Annotated in this window: 14 protein-coding genes and 1 pseudogene; 7 read left to right on the forward strand and 8 right to left on the reverse strand. The window is 59.3% G+C overall.

Annotated features, from left to right (window positions below):
* Position 1: 1 nt before the first annotated feature.
* From CKW17_RS20795 to secA, 4 genes are all read right to left on the reverse strand, one after another.
* Complete coding sequence (locus CKW17_RS20795) at positions 2 to 949, reverse strand: Nudix family hydrolase (protein ID WP_095121325.1); 948 nt, start codon at positions 947 to 949, stop codon at positions 2 to 4.
* On the reverse strand, positions 946 to 1578 hold the full coding sequence (locus CKW17_RS20800; protein WP_095121327.1) for a glutathione S-transferase family protein: 633 nt from the start codon (positions 1576 to 1578) through the stop codon (positions 946 to 948). The genes CKW17_RS20795 and CKW17_RS20800 overlap by 4 nt, the downstream gene beginning before the upstream one ends.
* 161 nt (positions 1579 to 1739) lie before the next feature.
* On the reverse strand, positions 1740 to 2957 hold the full coding sequence (gene argJ / locus CKW17_RS20805) for a bifunctional glutamate N-acetyltransferase/amino-acid acetyltransferase ArgJ (protein WP_038366685.1): 1218 nt from the start codon (positions 2955 to 2957) through the stop codon (positions 1740 to 1742).
* A 122-nt stretch (positions 2958 to 3079) separates the two neighbouring features.
* The gene (gene secA / locus CKW17_RS20810) at positions 3080 to 5815 is read right to left on the reverse strand and encodes a preprotein translocase subunit SecA (protein WP_095121328.1); all 2736 of its coding nucleotides are present in this window, start codon (positions 5813 to 5815) and stop codon (positions 3080 to 3082) included.
* A gap of 308 nt (positions 5816 to 6123) precedes the next feature.
* On the opposite strand from secA, the gene CKW17_RS20815 reads away from it, so the two are divergent.
* On the forward strand, positions 6124 to 6579 hold the full coding sequence (locus CKW17_RS20815) for a DUF721 domain-containing protein (protein ID WP_038366691.1): 456 nt from the start codon (positions 6124 to 6126) through the stop codon (positions 6577 to 6579).
* Between the two features lie 90 nt (positions 6580 to 6669).
* On the opposite strand, the gene CKW17_RS20820 is transcribed toward CKW17_RS20815, so the two are convergent.
* On the reverse strand, positions 6670 to 8157 hold the full coding sequence (locus CKW17_RS20820) for a helicase HerA-like domain-containing protein (protein ID WP_095121392.1): 1488 nt from the start codon (positions 8155 to 8157) through the stop codon (positions 6670 to 6672).
* Between the two features lie 189 nt (positions 8158 to 8346).
* Between CKW17_RS20820 and CKW17_RS30860 the strand changes: the two are divergent.
* From CKW17_RS30860 to CKW17_RS20840, 5 genes and pseudogenes are all read left to right on the forward strand, one after another.
* A pseudogene (locus CKW17_RS30860) lies at positions 8347 to 9378 on the forward strand (cache domain-containing protein); the annotation flags it as partial.
* Positions 9379 to 9471: 93 nt separating this feature from the next.
* Entirely contained in the window at positions 9472 to 10236 is a 765-nt protein-coding gene (locus CKW17_RS30865) for a methyl-accepting chemotaxis protein (protein ID WP_371850964.1), read from the forward strand.
* 269 nt (positions 10237 to 10505) lie between these two features.
* A complete protein-coding gene (locus tag CKW17_RS20830) occupies positions 10506 to 11618 on the forward strand; it encodes a glycosyltransferase family 1 protein (RefSeq protein ID WP_095121393.1) in 1113 nt (370 codons plus the stop codon).
* Positions 11611 to 12387, forward strand: a complete 777-nt coding sequence (locus CKW17_RS20835) for a DUF2334 domain-containing protein (RefSeq protein WP_095121330.1) — start codon at positions 11611 to 11613, stop codon at positions 12385 to 12387. Before CKW17_RS20830 ends, CKW17_RS20835 begins: the two co-directional genes overlap by 8 nt.
* Positions 12384 to 13379: a lysylphosphatidylglycerol synthase transmembrane domain-containing protein gene (locus tag CKW17_RS20840; protein ID WP_095121331.1), complete on the forward strand. Its 996-nt coding sequence runs from the start codon at positions 12384 to 12386 to the stop codon at positions 13377 to 13379. The genes CKW17_RS20835 and CKW17_RS20840 overlap by 4 nt, the downstream gene beginning before the upstream one ends.
* A gap of 72 nt (positions 13380 to 13451) precedes the next feature.
* Here the strand turns inward: CKW17_RS20840 and CKW17_RS30420 are convergent, their stop codons facing one another.
* Both CKW17_RS30420 and purU read right to left on the reverse strand, forming a co-directional pair.
* The gene (locus tag CKW17_RS30420; protein ID WP_176470102.1) at positions 13452 to 13628 is read right to left on the reverse strand and encodes a hypothetical protein; all 177 of its coding nucleotides are present in this window, start codon (positions 13626 to 13628) and stop codon (positions 13452 to 13454) included.
* 85 nt (positions 13629 to 13713) lie between these two features.
* The gene (purU, locus tag CKW17_RS20845; RefSeq protein ID WP_007912774.1) at positions 13714 to 14562 is read right to left on the reverse strand and encodes a formyltetrahydrofolate deformylase; all 849 of its coding nucleotides are present in this window, start codon (positions 14560 to 14562) and stop codon (positions 13714 to 13716) included.
* Between the two features lie 337 nt (positions 14563 to 14899).
* On the opposite strand from purU, the gene mvaT reads away from it, so the two are divergent.
* Entirely contained in the window at positions 14900 to 15277 is a 378-nt protein-coding gene (gene mvaT, locus CKW17_RS20850) for a histone-like nucleoid-structuring protein MvaT (protein ID WP_016983124.1), read from the forward strand.
* Positions 15278 to 15377: 100 nt separating this feature from the next.
* Here the strand turns inward: mvaT and sbcB are convergent, their stop codons facing one another.
* A complete protein-coding gene (gene sbcB / locus CKW17_RS20855; protein ID WP_095121333.1) occupies positions 15378 to 16808 on the reverse strand; it encodes an exodeoxyribonuclease I in 1431 nt (476 codons plus the stop codon).
* Positions 16809 to 16830: the final 22 nt, after the last annotated feature.

Consider the following 16830-nt stretch of genomic DNA (forward strand, 5'->3'; position numbering starts at 1 on the left):
GTTAAACAGAGTCAGGCCAGAACGCACGAATCCCCGCCACTCCTTGCGCCCCGCAATTCCAGGCTTTCTCCCGCTCAGCCGGGCCAACCCCGCCCAACAGAAACACCGGTTTGCTGAAGCCTTCGATCAACGTCGAAGCCTGTTCCCAGCCCAACGGCTGCGCATCCGGGTGCGTCAAGGTCGGCTGCACCGGCGACAGCGTGACGAAATCCACACCCATCTGTTCTGCCAGCGCCAACTCTTCAGCGTTGTGGCACGAAGCCGCGAGCCAGCGCTCTGCTGGCAACGGGCGCCCCGCCGCTGCGTATTTGCGCAATTGTGCGGAAGTGATGTGCCATCCGGCAGACGGGAAATCGCCAAGCCATTCGAATGGCCCTTTGATCATCAACTGCGCCTTGCCCGCGCAAAGACCAGCGGCATCCACCGCGAGATCACGGTACTTGGGGTCGTAACCATTCGGTGCACGCAGTTGAATCAATTTGATCCCGCTAGCAATCGCCTTCTGGATACCGCGCAGCAACGCCGGGGTTTCCAGGTCCTCCGGGGTGATCAGGTATTCAGCCGGCAAACGCGCGGCGGCAACGATCGGCTGGTTGGCGGCCGGAAACTCGTAGTTCACCAGCTCCTTCGCGGTCACCCAAGCCAAAGGCTGGCCTTCGGCACCGTGCGGTTCGCCGGTGAATGCCGACACTTCCCAGACATCCAGCAAAACCTGCTTGTCCGGGTAGTCATGACGCACTTTGATCAGCGGTCGGGCGGCGCCAACGACGATGCCCAACTCTTCGTGCAGCTCACGGGCCAGCGCGCTTTCGACCGACTCGTCAGCCTCGACCTTGCCGCCGGGAAACTCCCACAGCCCACCCTGATGCTGGGTGTCGGCACGGCGGGCGATGAGGATCTTGCCGCTGTCGTCACGAATGACGGCGGCGGCGACGTGGACGCGTTTCACGGATTCAACTCCTCCAGTCCAGCCTTTTGCCACGCTTTGAAGGCAGGCCATTGGTAGACGGTTTCAACATAGGCTTGGTCGGCGGCCGGCAACTGCACTTGGTAGGTGCGCAGACGCACGGCAATCGGCGCGAAGAAGGCATCGGCCAGACTCACCCGACCAAACAGGTACGGCCCGCTTTCGGTGGCGGCGGCACGGCACTCGGCCCACAACGCGAGCATGCGCTCGATGTCGACCTTCACTTCTGGCGGCACCGGGTTCAGCGGCGCGTCATGGTTGAGGTTGAACGGCATGTGATTGCGCATGGCGAAAAAGCCGCTGTGCATTTGGGCGCAGGCGGATCGCGCCTGGGCACGGGCGAAAATATCGCTCGGCCAGAGTTGCTCGGACGGGAACTGTTCAGCGAGGTATTCGGCAATTGCCAGTGAGTCGGCGATGGTGCCGCGCGCCGTTTGCAGCAGCGGGACTTTAGCGGTCGGCGAATGCTTGAGCAGCAGCGCGCGGGTGTCGGGCTTGCCGAGTTTGATCAGCTCTTCGCTGTAGGGTGCGCCGGTCAGCTCGAGTGCCAGTGCGGCACGCAGAGACCAGGAGGAAAGCAGTTTGTCGCCGATGATCAGGTGCAGGGACATGGATGTGGCGCCTTTTCGTCAGGAGAATCAGGCCAGAATTTTTGGTGGCTGATGGGTCGCCATCGCGAGCAGGCTCACTCCTACAAGTAATCTGTGGCGTTTACAAAACCACTGTAGGAGTGAGCCTGCGCGCGATGGCATCGACTCGGTCTCAGGTTAGATCAAGTGCGGTATTCGGCGTTGATCTTCACGTATTCATGCGACAGGTCAGTAGTCCAGATGGTTTCGCTGCAATCGCCGCGACCCAGTTCGATGCGGATTGTGATCTCTTCCTGCTGCATCACCGCCGAGCCCTGGGCTTCAGTGTAGGTCGCCGCACGTGCGCCACGGCTGGCGATGCACACGTCGCCGAGGAACACGTCGATCTTGCTCACGTCCAGATCCGGCACGCCGGCACGGCCGACAGCGGCAAGAATACGACCCCAGTTCGGGTCAGAGGCGAACAATGCGGTCTTGATCAACGGCGAGTGGGCCACGGTGTAGCCGACATCGAGGCATTCCTGATGATTGCCGCCGCCATTCACTTCCACGGTGACAAACTTGGTCGCGCCTTCGCCGTCACGCACGATGGCCTGGGCCACGTCCATGCACACTTCAAACACCGCTTGCTTCAACTTGGCGAACAACTCGCCTTCAGCGCGGGTGATTTCCGGCAGTGCAGCCTTGCCGGTGGCGATCAGCATGCAGCAGTCGTTGGTCGAGGTGTCGCCGTCGATGGTGATGCGATTGAACGACTTGTTGGCACCGTCGAGCATCAGGTTGTGCAGGACGTCACGGGAGACTTTGGCGTCGGTCGCGATGTAGCCAAGCATGGTCGCCATGTTCGGGCGGATCATGCCCGCACCTTTGCTGATACCGGTGACGGTGATGGTTACGCCGTCATGCTCGAACTGGCGGCTGGCGCCCTTCGGCAGGGTATCGGTGGTCATGATCCCGGTGGCAGCGGCTTCCCAGTTGTTTTCCGACAGATCGTCCAGCGCGGCTTGCAGTGCACCTTCGATCTTCTCGACCGGCAGCGGCTCGCCGATCACACCCGTGGAGTACGGCAGGATCTGACTGGCATCGACGCCGGTCAGCTCAGCCAGTTTGGCGGTGGTGCGCTCGGCAGCGGCCAGACCCGGCTCGCCGGTACCGGCGTTGGCATTGCCGGTGTTGGTCAGCAAATAACGCACGGCGTTCTGCACGCGTTTTTTCGCCAGAATCACCGGTGCCGCGCAAAACGCGTTCAAGGTGAACACGCCCGCCACGGTCGAGCCTTCGGCGCAGCGCATCACGACGACATCTTTACGCCCCGGGCGCTTGATGCCGGCCGAGGCGATACCGAGTTCAAAACCGGCAACCGGGTGCAACGTTGGCAAAGGACCAAGACCAACAGCCATGAATGCGCTCCTTACTCAATGATGTCAGCACCGCCAATCGATGCGGCGGTGGTTTAAATGGCAAAACGCCGCGACGGCAGGAGCCGGTCGCGGCGCGGGTATTTCAGCGATTGAAACGGGTTTTACTGGATCTGCCCGTGGCAATGCTTGAATTTCTTGCCCGAACCGCAGTAGCACAGTTCGTTGCGGCCCAGCTTCTGCTCGTTGCGAACCGGGGCGGCGGCGAGGGCCACATCGACCTCTTCACCGAGCAATTCCGGTTGCTCCAGACCTGGCGCTTCAGCGTGTTCGAACTGCATGCGGGCGGCCAGTGCTTCGGCTTCCTGACGCAGACGTTGCTCTTCGGCTTCCGGGTCTTCGCGGCGCACCTGAACGTGCGACAGCACACGGATCGAGTCGCGCTTGATCGAATCGAGCAGCTCGGAGAACAGCGTGAACGACTCGCGCTTGTATTCCTGCTTCGGGTTCTTCTGGGCGTAGCCACGCAGGTGGATGCCGTGACGCAGGTGATCCATGGTCGACAGATGGTCTTTCCACAGATCGTCCAGTACGCGCAGAACGATTTGCTTCTCGAAGGAGCGCAGTGCCTCGGCACCGGCCTGATCTTCTTTCTCGTTGTACGCCGCCATCAGCTCGGTCATGAGCTTCTCGCGCAGGGTTTCTTCGTACAGGTGATCGTCTTCATCGAGCCATTGCTGGATCGGCAACGCCACACCGAAGTCGCTCTGCAGCGAGGCTTCCAGACCGGCCACGTCCCACTGCTCTGGCAGCGATTGCGGCGGAATGTGCGCGCTGACGGTGGCGTTGAGCACGTCCTGACGGAAGTCGGCGATGGTTTCGCCGATGTTGTCAGCGGCCAGCAACGTGTTACGCATGTGATAGATCACTTTACGCTGTTCGTTGTTGACGTCGTCGAACTCGAGCAGTTGCTTGCGAATGTCGAAGTTGCGGCCTTCAACCTTGCGCTGCGCCTTCTCGATCGCGTTGGTCACCATGCGGTGCTCGATCGCTTCGCCCGGCTGCATGCCCAGGGCTTTCATGAAGTTCTTCACTCGATCAGAAGCGAAGATACGCATCAGGCTGTCTTCCAGCGACAGGTAGAAGCGGCTCGAACCGGCATCACCCTGACGACCGGCACGGCCACGCAGCTGGTTGTCGATACGACGGGATTCGTGACGCTCGGACGCGATCACTTGCAAGCCGCCCGATTCGAGCACTTGCTGGTGACGCTTCTGCCAGTCGGCCTTGATCTGGGCAATTTGCTCAGGGGTCGGGTTTTCCAGCGATGCGACTTCAACTTCCCAGTTACCGCCCAACAGGATGTCGGTACCACGACCGGCCATGTTGGTGGCGATGGTCAGGGCACCCGGACGACCGGCCTGCGCGATGATCTCGGCTTCTTTTTCGTGGAACTTGGCGTTGAGAACCTTGTGTTCGATGCCTTCCTTCACGAGCAGTGCGGACATGTGCTCGGAGGTTTCGATGGTGGCAGTACCCACCAGCACCGGACGACCGGCCGCCATGCTTTCCTTGATGTCCGTAACGATCGCCGCGTATTTCTCTTCGGCAGTCAGGAACACCAGGTCGTTGAAGTCTTTACGCGCCAACGGTTTGTTCGGCGGAATGACCATCACTTCCAGACCATAGATCTGGTGGAATTCGAACGCTTCGGTGTCGGCGGTACCGGTCATGCCGGACAGCTTGGTGTACAGACGGAAGTAGTTCTGGAAAGTGGTCGAGGCCAGGGTCTGGCTCTCGGCCTGGATGTTCAGGCCTTCCTTGGCTTCGATGGCCTGGTGCAGGCCTTCGGACAGACGACGACCGGGCATGGTACGGCCGGTGTGTTCGTCGACCAGTACGACCTGGCCATCCTGCACGATGTATTCGATGTTGCGATTGAACAGCTTGTGCGCACGCAGACCGGCATACACGTGGGTCAGCAGGCCCAGGTTATGCGCCGAGTACAGGCTCTCGCCTTCAGCCAGCAGGCCGACACGGGTGAGCATGTCTTCGATGAACTGGTGACCGGCTTCGTTGAGTTCGACCTGACGGGTCTTCTCGTCAACGGTGTAGTGGCCAGCCTTGGTGACTTCGCCTTCGACTTCTTCAACGTGCAGTTCCAGCTGCGGGATCAGTTTATTGATCTCCATGTACAGCTTGGAGCTGTCCTCGGCCTGACCGGAAATGATCAGCGGGGTACGCGCTTCATCGATGAGGATGGAGTCGACTTCGTCGATCACGGCAAAGTTGAGTTCGCGCTGGAATTTTTCTTCCATGCTGAACGCCATATTGTCGCGCAGGTAGTCGAAACCGAATTCGTTGTTGGTGCCGTAGGTGATGTCGGCGGCGTAGGCCAGACGTTTCTCTTCCGGCGGCTGGAACGGCGTCACGACGCCGACGGTCAGGCCGAGGAATTCATACAGCGGGCGCATCCAGTTGGCGTCACGACGCGCCAGGTAGTCGTTCACCGTCACAACGTGCACGCCCTTGCCGGACAGTGCGTTGAGGTAAACACCCAGGGTCGCTACGAGGGTTTTACCCTCACCGGTGCGCATTTCGGCGATCTTGCCTTCGTGCAAGGTCATGCCACCGACGAGCTGTACGTCGAAGTGGCGCATACCCATGATGCGCTTGCCGGCTTCGCGGGCGACCGCAAAGGCTTCTGGCAACAGCTTGTCGAGGGTTTCCCCTTTGGCGATGCGGGCCTTGAACTCTTCGGTCTTGGCGCGCAATTGATCGTCCGAAAGGGCCACCATTTGCTCTTCGAAGGCATTGACGAGCTGCACCGTCTTGAGCATGCGTTTGACTTCACGCTCGTTCTTGCTTCCAAAAAGTTTCTTTAACAAAGGCGCAAACATATCGGCAGGATCTTCCACACTAAAGGGATGGAGGGCGGCCCCGTGAGCGTCGCCCGTGCAGCCCTCATGGCCGCATGCGAACGAGCATTCTACCCGGAAACGGAAGTGAGGAAAGTGGCGATGTTCCACGATGCTGGCACTGCGCTTTGACGGGGCTCACTTAAAATAGGGGCGTTTTGCTCAACTTCAAGTCATACAAGGTAGAAGTTAGTCGTTGATTTAATGGGTAAAGCGAGGGCAAAAGCAATGGGCGAGTGATTTCGACCTTTCTGCTACCATGGCGTTTCTGTTACTTCAGGTGTTCGATCATGGCATTTCGCCCTCTTACGGCCAGAGCACCCGCCGTTCTCCTGCGCGAAGCCAAGCCGCTCAAAGCCATCCTCGGCCATGCCCAACGACTGGGTCATCTGCAGCGCCTGCTCGAAAGCCAACTGCAACCTGCAGCCCGTGAACATTGCCATGTCGCCTCGTGGCGTGAGGGCAGTTTGCTGTTGATTGTCACTGATGGCCACTGGGCCACACGCCTGCGCTACCAGCAAAAACGCCTGCAGCGGCAATTGCAGATGTTCGACGAGTTCGCCAGTCTGACGCGGATTCTGTTCAAGGTGCAGCCGCCGACCGTTCAACGCGGAGCGGCCGGGCACACCATGGATTTGTCGACGGATGCGGCGGCGACGATTCAGGCCACGGCGGACGGGATCACTGATCCAGGTTTGCGCGCGGCGTTGGAGCGACTGGCGGCGCACGCCAAGGCCAAAACCTGAAGAAAAAACAAAAGATCGCAGCCTGCGGCAGCTCCTACAGATGAAACGCAATTCTCCTGTAGGAGCTGCCGCAGGCTGCGATCTTTGCTTTTAGCGGCGTTTGCTGCCTCCGAGCAAAGAGCCCATCAAGCCGCGAACCAATTGCTTACCGAGGTTATTGGCAGCTTGGCGCATCGCCGACTTCAACGCCTGCCCTGCCGCCGTACCGAGGAACTCCCCTGCCCTGTCGGCCAGGCTAGGCTCTTCATCTGCTGGCTTACCCGCTGGCACTTCGGCCTCCGGCGCCAGCCCTTTGCGCCCCATCAGAATTTCATACGCCGACTCCCGATCAATCGGCTTGTCATAGCGCCCCTTGAACGGCGAGCCGGCAATCAGCACCGTGCGTTCGGTTTCAGTCAACGGCCCGATTCGCGATTGCGGTGGCGCCACGAGTACGCGCTGGACCATTTCCGGCGTGCCTTTTTCAGTCAGCGTACCGACCAAGGCCTCGCCAATCCCCAGTTCAGTCAACACTGACAAACTGTCAAACGCCGGATTCGGCCGGAAGCCGTCAGCCACCGCGCGCAGGGATTTCTGCTCTTTGGCGGTAAAGGCGCGCAAACCGTGCTGAATGCGTAAGCCGAGTTGCGCCAGCACGTCATCCGGCAAGTCCGCCGGCGACTGCGTGACGAAGTACACGCCAACGCCTTTGGAACGGATCAAACGCACCACTTGCTCCAGCCGTTCCTGCAAGGCCTTGGGCGTATCGCCAAAGAGCAAATGCGCTTCATCGAAAAACAGCGCCAGCAGCGGTTTGTCGGCATCGCCGCGCTCCGGCAACTGCTCGAACAGCTCAGCCAGCAGCCACAACAGGAACGTTGCGTAGACCTTCGGCGCCTCGTGCACCAGACGGCTGGCGTCGAGCAAGTGAATACGCCCACGGCCATCGGCGGTCGGTTGCAGAATGTCTTCGAGTTGCAGTGCCGGTTCGCCGAACAAGGCTTCAGCGCCCTGCTGCTCAAGGATCGCCAAGCGGCGCAACAGTGCCTGACTGGAGCCAGTAGTCATCAGCGCGGCGTCATCGCCCAACAGCTGCGGATTGTCCTTGAGGTGATTGAGCAGCGCTTTCAGGTCTTTCAGATCCAGCAGCAACAGGCCCTCGCGATCGGCAACCTTAAAGGCTGCGTAGAGCGCCGACTGCTGACTGTCGGTCAGCTCCAGCAGGCTGCCAATCAGCAGCGGGCCCATTTCGCTCAACGTGGTGCGCAACGGATGACCGGACTCACCGTGGATATCCCACAAGGTCACCGGATACGCCTGCGGCTTGTGGTTTAGCCACGCCATCCCGGCGATACGCTCGGCGACCTTGCCTTGCGGGTTGCCGGCGGCACCGAGGCCACACAGATCGCCCTTGATGTCAGCGGCAAACACCGCGACCCCGGCGTCGCTGAACGCCTCGGCCAAACGTTGCAAGGTGACGGTTTTACCGGTACCGGTGGCGCCGGCGACCAGTCCGTGGCGGTTCGCCAGGCGCATGGCCTGAGCAATCTGTTGGCCTGCGAGGTCGGCGCCGATTACGAGTTGCGAGGAGTCAGGCATTTTGTCACCCAATGGTTAATCTTTGATTCTGCATGGCCGATAAAGAAGAGTGAGAGACCCGACCACAAGTCAGGCCGGACATTTCCCTAAGGAGAGACGGAAATATCAGCTTGTTTTCACCCTTGCCCATTTTGCGCGCTTCTATAAAAGCACGCCCTGGACATTAAGACCTTAGCGGAACCCCAAGCCATGAACAAAAATCTGCGCTTCAGCCATAAAATTTTGCTTGCCGCCGCCCTCATCGTTATCGCCGCCTTTGCCTCGTTTACGCTGTACAACGACTGGCTACAGCGCAATGCGATCCGCGATGACCTGAACAACTACCTCAACGAAATGGGCGAGGTCACTGCCGGCAATATCCAGACCTGGCTCAGCGGTCGCATTCTGCTGATCGAAAACGCCGCCCAGAACATTGCCATCTACCCCGAACCTGCCAACGTCGCCAGCTTGCTGGAACAGAAAGCCCTGACGTCGACGTTCATGGCTTCCTATCTGGGCGATGCCACTGGCCACTTCACCATCCGCCCGGATGCGAAGATGCCGGACGGTTTCGATCCACGCGTGCGCCCTTGGTATAAAGGTGCCGAAAGCAGCAGCACCTCGACCCTGACCGAACCGTACATCGACGCCGCCACCGGCCAGTTGATCATTTCCATCGCCACCGCCTCGAAAAAGGCCGGTCAGAGCGTCGGTGTGGTTGGCGGTGACCTGAGTCTGCAATCGCTGGTCGACACCCTCGCCGCCCGGGATTTCGACGGCATGGGTTATGTGTTCCTGGTCAGCGCCGATGGCAAGATCCTCGTGCACCCGGACAAGGCCTTGGTGATGAAATCACTGAAAGAAGCCTATCCGCAGGACACCCCGCGCATCAGCAGCGACTTCAGTGAAGTCACCGTCGACGGCAAGACGCGCATCGTCACCTTCGCGCCGATCAAAGGCCTGCCGTCGGTGAACTGGTACATCGGTCTGTCGGTGGACAAGGATCAGGCGTTCGCGATGCTCAGCGAATTCCGCACCTCGGCAGTAATCGCGACCGTGATTGCCGTGGCGATCATCATTGCCCTGCTCGGCATGCTGATCCGCCTGCTGATCCAGCCGCTGCATGTAATGACCCGCGCCATGGAAGACATTGCCGATGGTGAAGGCGACCTGACCAAACGCCTGACCATCGTCAATAACGATGAATTCGGCATCCTCGGTACCGCGTTCAACCGGTTCGTCGAGCGTATTCACGGTTCGATCCGCGAAGTGTCTTCGGCGACCGGACAAGTCAACGAAGTCGCCCTGCGCGTGGTCGCTGCGTCGAACTCGTCGATGTACAACTCCGACCAGCAAGCCTCGCGCACCAGCAGTGTCGCTGCAGCGATCAATCAGCTTGGTGCTGCGGCGCAGGAAATCGCCCGCAATGCCGCCCAGGCCTCGAATCAGGCCAGTGATGCACGCGGTCTGGCTGAAGACGGCCAGCAAGTGGTGGATCGCAGCATCAAGGCGATGAATCAACTATCGAACATGCTCAGCGCGTCGAGCAGTAACATCGAATCGCTGAACAGCAAAACCGTGAACATCGGCCAGATTCTTGAAGTGATCACCAGCATTTCCCAGCAAACCAACCTGCTCGCGCTTAACGCGGCGATTGAAGCGGCGCGTGCCGGTGAGGCCGGTCGTGGTTTTGCTGTGGTGGCCGATGAAGTGCGCAATCTGGCGCATCGCACCCAGGAATCGGCGCAACAAGTGCAGACCATGATCGAGGAGCTGCAGGTCGGCGCCCGTGAATCGGTGAGCACCATGAGCGATAGCCAGCGCCACAGTCAGGACAGTGTCGAGATTGCCAACCTGGCCGGGGAGCGCTTGAACAGCGTGACTCAGCGCATTGGCGAGATCGACGGGATGAACCAGTCGGTGGCGACCGCGACCGAGGAGCAGACCGCGGTAGTTGAGTCGATCAATGTCGATATCACCGAGATCAACACGCTGAACCAGGAAGGCGTGGAGAACTTGCAGGCGACGTTGCGGGCGTGTTCGGACCTGGAGCAGCAGGCTTCGCGTCTGAAGCAGTTGGTTGGCAGCTTCCGGATCTGAAGATCAAGAGCTTCCCCCCCTCACCCCAGCCCTCTCCCCCAGGGGGGCGAGGGGGAAAGGGAGCCGATCTTCATGCTGTTCAAAATTCGAGTTCGACTCAGGTCTCTCAAGTCGGCGTACCTCCAACATCCTCCTCGGTCAGTCCCCTCTCCCTCCGGGAGAGGGTTAGGGTGAGGGTGCTCTTCAGCTCTACCGCGCAATCCCGACCGAACATCTATTCTTGATAAAGGTCAACCAAGGGAGAACCACGCAGCGGAGGGTTGATCACCGTGCATATCGCCGACATCACCATGTTCTACGCCCCGGCCAGCGGTGGCGTGCGTACTTATCTGGATGCCAAACACCGCCGGTTGAGCGTCAAACCCGGCACTCGCCACAGCCTGTTGATCCCCGGTGCGCATTTCAGCGAACACGACGGTGTTTATACGGTTCCCGCCCCCGCCCTGCCGTTCGGCAAGGGTTATCGCTTCCCCCTTCGCCTCGCCCCTTGGCGAAATGTCCTGCAGGATTTGCAGCCTGATCTGATCGAAGTCGGTGACCCTTACCTGACCGCATGGGCCGCGCTGGATGCGCGACGGCAACTCGATGTGCCGGTGATCGGCTTCTATCACTCGGATCTGCCGCTGCTGATCAGCAATCGCATGGGCCATTGGGTCACGCCGAATATCGAGGCGTACGTCACCAAACTTTACGGCAACTTCGACCGAGTGCTCGCACCCAGTCAGGTCATGGCTGACAAGCTTACCGGCCTCGGCGTACGTAATGTTTTCGTACAGCCGCTGGGTGTGGATCTGCAGACCTTTCATCCGGATGCAGGAGACAGCAATCTGCGTGCGGAGCTGGGCATCGCCGAGGACACTCGCCTGTTGATTTTCGCCGGGCGCGGTTCGAAAGAGAAAAACCTGCCGGTGCTGCTCAAATGCATGCAACGCCTCGGCCCGCGTTATCACTTGTTGCTGGTCGGTTCGTCGATGCCCACGGCCGTGCCGGACAACGTCAGCGTGATCAACGAATTCTGCCCCGCGCCACGCGTCGCGCAGTTGATGGCCAGTGCGGATGCCTTGCTGCATGCCGGCGATCAGGAAACCTTCGGCCTGGTGATCCTCGAAGCCATGGCCTGCGGCATTCCCGTGGTGGCGGTGGCGGCCGGGGCATTCGAAGAGATTGTCACTGAATCCTGCGGCCTGCTTTGTGCACCGAACAACCCGCAGGCGATGGCCAATGCCGTGCGCGAACTGTTCAGTCGCGGCTGTACCAGGCTCGGCGCTCAGGCCCGCCAGCATGTCGAAACTCACTACGCCTGGGACACGGTGGTCGACAGTCTGTTGGGCCACTATCACGCGGTTCTCGGACATACGCTGCCACGGGTGGCCAATGCCTGAATCGGTGAATAATCCCGCCGTCTTGCTGGTGCTGCACGATGTGGCACCGTCGACGTGGGCGGACTACCAACCGTTTGTCGAGGCCGTCGACGCATTGGGCAACGTGCCGATGACGTGGCTGGTCGTACCCGACTTCCACCGGCACAATGCCCTCGACGATCACCCGGCATTTTGCCAAATGCTCGATACGCGCGTTGCCCGTGGCGATGAGTTGGCGTTGCATGGTTATTTCCACGATGACCAGGAGCCCGGCCCGACGACACCGCGCGACTGGTTCATGCGCCGCGTTTACACCCATGAAGGCGAGTTCTATCGTTTAACCCGTGAAACCGCCCTCGCCCGTCTGCGCGCCGGCATCGAAATCTTCCAGCACCGCGACTGGCCGCTGCACGGTTTCGTTGCCCCGGCGTGGTTGATGAGCGACGGCACCCGCCAGGCCCTGCGCGAGTTACCGCTGCGCTACACCAGTGATCCGCAGCATCTTTATCGTTTGCCGGATTTCACCCCCCTCGATGCGCCTGGTCTGGTCTGGAGCGCCCGCAGCGCCTGGCGAAGGGGCTTATCGAAGATTGTCAACGAGCAGCGTCAACTGCGTTGGCGTCAGGCGCCGGTGATTCGTCTAGGCTTGCATCCCGTGGACATGCACCACGGTTATTCCCGTGATTACTGGCTGCACACCCTCGAACGACTACTGAGTGAAGGACGCGTACCGATGAGCAAAATCCACTGGCTCGACCAACAGCGCGGTCAATGGGGACGTGTCGCATGAGTCGCGGCATTCTCTTGCTGATCGGCCTGCTCGCGGCGGTGCTGATTCCGGTTGTGCTGGGTGGCGGCGAAACCTGGGCGCGACTGCAGAGTTTCCCGTTGCACTGGCTGCTGATCATGTTCGGCATGATCCTGCTCTGCTGGGGCATCAATACCTTGCGCCTGCGCCTGTTGCTCGGTGATCAGCGCGAGCGCGTCACGCCGCTGCAAAGCCTTGGAGTAGTGATGGCCGCCGAGTTCGCCTATTGCGCGACACCCGGCGGCAGTGGCGGACCGCTGACGATCATGGCCCTGCTGGCCCGATCAGGCGTGCGTCCGGCGCGGGGCAGCGCGGTGTTTGCCATGGATCAGCTCAGCGATTTGCTGTTCTTTCTCTGCGCCCTCAGCGGGATTCTGATTTATGCGCTGTTCCAGCACCTCAGTGATCGCCTCGAGTGGTTACTGACCGTCAGTGCGATTTCGCTGTTCGGGGGATTGTTCAGTTGTGTGCTGGTCGCGCGCTATCACCGCACCTTGATTCGCCTGAGCGGTCGCCTGTTGGCAAGGATGAACGTCAAGGCCGGTACCCGTCGTCGCTGGGCGCGCAAGTTACTGCACTTTCTCGCGGCGTTTACCGATACGTTGAAGTTGCCCTGGCAAACATTGATCAAAGTATTCGCTCTGACCTGTGTGCATTGGTTGCTGCGCTACAGCGTGCTGTATCTGGCGCTACGCGGGTTGGGCGCGGACTTGCAGTGGGCCTGGAGTTTTCTGGTGCAGATGCTCTCGCTGGGCGCTGGCCAGTTCAGTCTGTTGCCAGGCGGTGCTGGGGCGGCAGAGTTGACGTCGGCAGCGCTGTTGGCGCCGATGGTGGGGAAATCCACCGCAGCGGCGGCGATTCTGATCTGGCGGGTGGTGACGTATTACTTTTATCTGCTGATCGGAGGGCCGGTGTTTTTGTTGATGCTGGGCCGGCCTTTGCTAAGGAAACTCATGAAAGTGCGTCAAGCTTAAAAGATCGCAGCCTTCGGCAGCTCCTACAGGGATAGGGTTTCAATGTAGGAGCTGCCGAAGGCTGCGATCTTTTCAGGCATCCACTGTTTCATCATCAGACTCCGGTTTGAGTTGTTCCCACAACTCGGCAGCGCCGGGAAACTCGGTGCCATCCTCCGGGCTCATGTCCTCGGGATCAAATCGACTCAAACAACCCTCACCCAAAGTCGCCGGTGCTTTGGAAGTGGCTTTGTCCAGTGGATCACTCATGAAGGTTTCCTCGGGGCTGAAATGAACAAGGGTCTGGGCGATTGAACGCCCAGACCCTTGGTTTTTCAAGCCTGCGTGAGTTCGATCAGAACACCACAGTCTTGTTACCGTGCACCAGCACGCGATCTTCGAGGTGATAACGCAGGCCACGAGCCAGCACCATCTTCTCGACATCACGGCCGAAACGCACCATGTCTTCAATGCTGTCACTGTGGCTGACACGGACCACGTCCTGCTCGATGATCGGACCGGCGTCCAGCTCTTCGGTCACGTAGTGGCAAGTCGCGCCGATCAGCTTCACACCACGCAGCGACGCCTGGTGATACGGCTTGGCGCCGACGAACGACGGCAGGAAGCTGTGGTGAATGTTGATGACCTTGTGCGCATATTCACGGCACATGTCTGGCGGCAGAATCTGCATATAACGCGCCAGCACCACCACTTCGGCATCGTGCTGTTTGACCAGACGCGACACTTCGTCGAAGGCCGGTTGCTTGTCCTGCGGATTGACCGGGACATGGTAGTAAGGAATGCCATGCCACTCGACCATGCTGCGCAGGTCGTCGTGGTTGGAAATCACGCAGGAGATTTCACAGTCCAGCTCATCGCTGTGCCAGCGGTGCAACAAGTCAGCAAGGCAGTGGGATTCGCGGCTGGCCATCAGCACAACACGTTTTTTCTGCTCGGTGTCGGTGATGCGCCAGTCCATCGAGAACTCTTCGGCGATCGGCGCGAACTTCTCGCGCAGAACTTCAATTCCGAAAGGCAGCGAATCGGCACGAATTTCGTGACGCATGAAGAACCAGCCGACCTGATTGTCCGAGTGGTGGCTCGCTTCGGTGATCCAGCCGTTGTGGGCTGCCAGAAAATTACTGACTTTGGCAACGATGCCAACGCGGTCCGGGCAAGATATCACCAGCCGAAAAGTGCGCATGAGGGGGGAACTCCAGAACTTCGCAAAGGCGGCCATTCTAGCGATTGCGCGGCAAAACTGCAGTACTGATGAGCGCCCAAGCGCGCACTGCTTCGACACTCGGATTTCTGACGGCGACAAACGTCACCCTCGTGGCGCTGCGCGAGCCCTGTTTGATCCTTTGACTGTGAATATCTGTGATGACTGCATCACACTATTTAACTGAACATTCAAATTGCCGGTTTCTTTCGTAACTAATTTAAATAAAAAGTCCGGTTAAATGTTTACTTGATGAAACAGCCTGACTATTATTGCGGCACTGTCCCCTGCCATTCAGCACTCTACTAAGGTAGTAATCATGTCCTTGATCAACGAATATCGCGCCACCGAAGAAGCTATCAAAGAGCTGCAAGCCCGTTTGAAGAACCTGTCCGAAGACGACAAACTGCAAGCCGAGCTGGAATTCGAAGGCAAACTGCGCACCCTGATGGGTGAATATTCCAAATCCCTGCGTGACATCATCGCGCTGCTGGATCCAGAATCGAAAACCAAAGCACCACGCGGTGGCGCAGTAAAAACTACCGGCACCAAGCGTGCGCGCAAAGTTAAACAATACAAAAACCCGCACAACGGCGAAGTCATCGAAACCAAAGGTGGCAACCACAAAACTCTGAAAGAGTGGAAAGCCAAGTGGGGCGGTGATGTGGTTGAAGGCTGGGCTACCCTGCTGGGCTAAGCCGCAGTACCCGTCGCAGACCAATCTGCCACGAAAAGAAACGCCAGCGAATGCTGGCGTTTTTTTTATCCGCGAAAATTAGCGCCGATCATGTTCGATTTCAAAGATTCAAACGTTTGCGTAATGCCTGGACATAATTCTGCCATTCATCGAGTACGGCTCTCTGCATCGGTGTCGCACTAAGCGACCATTGCTCTGCGGCCTCTGTAAAAGATTGCAAGGTATTCGGCGCACCCCATTCAGGTGTGGACAAACGCTGCTGACAAAATATCCGCCAGCGTTCCTGCTCTTCAAAACTCAAGGTCTCGGGAAAGTTACGTGCTCGATATCGAAAGAGTAATTCAGGCAAACGTTCATCATCGAAAGGCCATTGCTCTTGCGCTAATTGCGAAGGGTCAGCGCTCCTCACTTGCTCACATAGACGCCGGTCGCGGTCACCGATAAAACCGTCGTACAACTGTTGTTCCGGATCCTCGCTCGGGGTGAAATCTTCGCTGACATAAATCGCAGCAACTTTATCTTTCCAAACTTGTTGTGCGTCAGTTAGTCGCAGCGCGCGTTCCTGATAAAGCGCCATGTCCAGACCCAGCCTTTGCTGATCCTGCGCACGCAGTACCGACAGCGGAGCCACCACCGGGCATCGGTTGACATGAATCAGCTTGAGCGGCACCGGCAACTCGCCCTCAGGCAAATCGCCACGGCGGGTGTACAAGCGCTGGCGCAGGGTTTGCGCATCCAGATCGAGCAAGCCCTGCGGATCGAGGTGCAGGTCGCAGACGATCAACGCGTTGCGGTTTTTCGGGTGCCAGGCCAGCGGCAGCACCACGCCAACATAACTGCGCGCCGCCGAGAAGCGCCCGGAAACATGCACCAGCGGCTGCAACAAGCGAATCTGATCCATGACCTTTTGCTTGCTGCGCAATTGGAACAGCCAGTCATACAGTTTTGGCTGCTTCTGACGGATCAACCGCGCCAGGGCGATGGTCGCGCGCACGTCCGACAGGGCTTCGTGGGCATGACCGTGATCAATATGGTTGGCGGCGGTCAGGCGTTCGAGCTTGAGCGTCACCCGCCCGTCGTCGTCCGTCGGCCAGACCAGCCCGTCGGGACGCAGCGCGTAGGCGGCGCGCACCACGTCGATCAGATCCCAGCGACTGTTACCGCCCTGCCACTCGCGGGCGTAAGGATCGAAGAAATTGCGATACAAACTGTAGCGCGTCATCTCGTCGTCGAAACGCAAGGTGTTGTAACCCGCCCCGCAGGTGCCGGGAGCAGCCAGTTGCGCATGAACACGGGTCATGAAATCCGCTTCGCTCAAACCGTTTTCGGCGAGCTGGCCCGGGGTGATGCCCGTGATGGCGCACGCCGCCGGGTGCGGCAGGATGTCTTCGCTGGGCTGGCAGTAGAGGTTGACCGGCTCATCGATCTCGTTGAGGTCATGATCGGTGCGAATCCCGGCGACCTGCAACGGACGGTCGCAGCGGGGATTGATGCCAGTGGTTTCGTAGTCGTACCAGAAGATTGAAGTCACGGGCGGTTCCTGAACTGAAGAT

Source organism: Pseudomonas sp. Irchel s3f10, from assembly GCF_900187515.1.
Lineage (GTDB): Bacteria > Pseudomonadota > Gammaproteobacteria > Pseudomonadales > Pseudomonadaceae > Aquipseudomonas > Aquipseudomonas tensinigenes.

Bases quoted from the DNA above. Each gene is read 5' to 3' on its own strand.
- CKW17_RS20800 (WP_095121327.1), bottom strand. From the start codon at position 1,578: ATGTCCCTGCACCTGATCATCGGCGACAAACTGCTTTCCTCCTGGTCT.
- argJ (WP_038366685.1), bottom strand. From the start codon at position 2,957: ATGGCTGTTGGTCTTGGTCCTTTGCCAACGTTGCACCCGGTTGCCGGT.
- secA (WP_095121328.1), bottom strand. From the start codon at position 5,815: ATGTTTGCGCCTTTGTTAAAGAAACTTTTTGGAAGCAAGAACGAGCGT.
- CKW17_RS20815 (WP_038366691.1), top strand. From the start codon at position 6,124: ATGGCATTTCGCCCTCTTACGGCCAGAGCACCCGCCGTTCTCCTGCGC.
- CKW17_RS20820 (WP_095121392.1), bottom strand. From the start codon at position 8,157: ATGCCTGACTCCTCGCAACTCGTAATCGGCGCCGACCTCGCAGGCCAA.
- CKW17_RS30865 (WP_371850964.1), top strand. From the start codon at position 9,472: ATGTACAACTCCGACCAGCAAGCCTCGCGCACCAGCAGTGTCGCTGCA.
- CKW17_RS20835 (WP_095121330.1), top strand. From the start codon at position 11,611: ATGCCTGAATCGGTGAATAATCCCGCCGTCTTGCTGGTGCTGCACGAT.
- CKW17_RS20840 (WP_095121331.1), top strand. From the start codon at position 12,384: ATGAGTCGCGGCATTCTCTTGCTGATCGGCCTGCTCGCGGCGGTGCTG.
- CKW17_RS30420 (WP_176470102.1), bottom strand. From the start codon at position 13,628: ATGAGTGATCCACTGGACAAAGCCACTTCCAAAGCACCGGCGACTTTG.
- purU (WP_007912774.1), bottom strand. From the start codon at position 14,562: ATGCGCACTTTTCGGCTGGTGATATCTTGCCCGGACCGCGTTGGCATC.
- mvaT (WP_016983124.1), top strand. From the start codon at position 14,900: ATGTCCTTGATCAACGAATATCGCGCCACCGAAGAAGCTATCAAAGAG.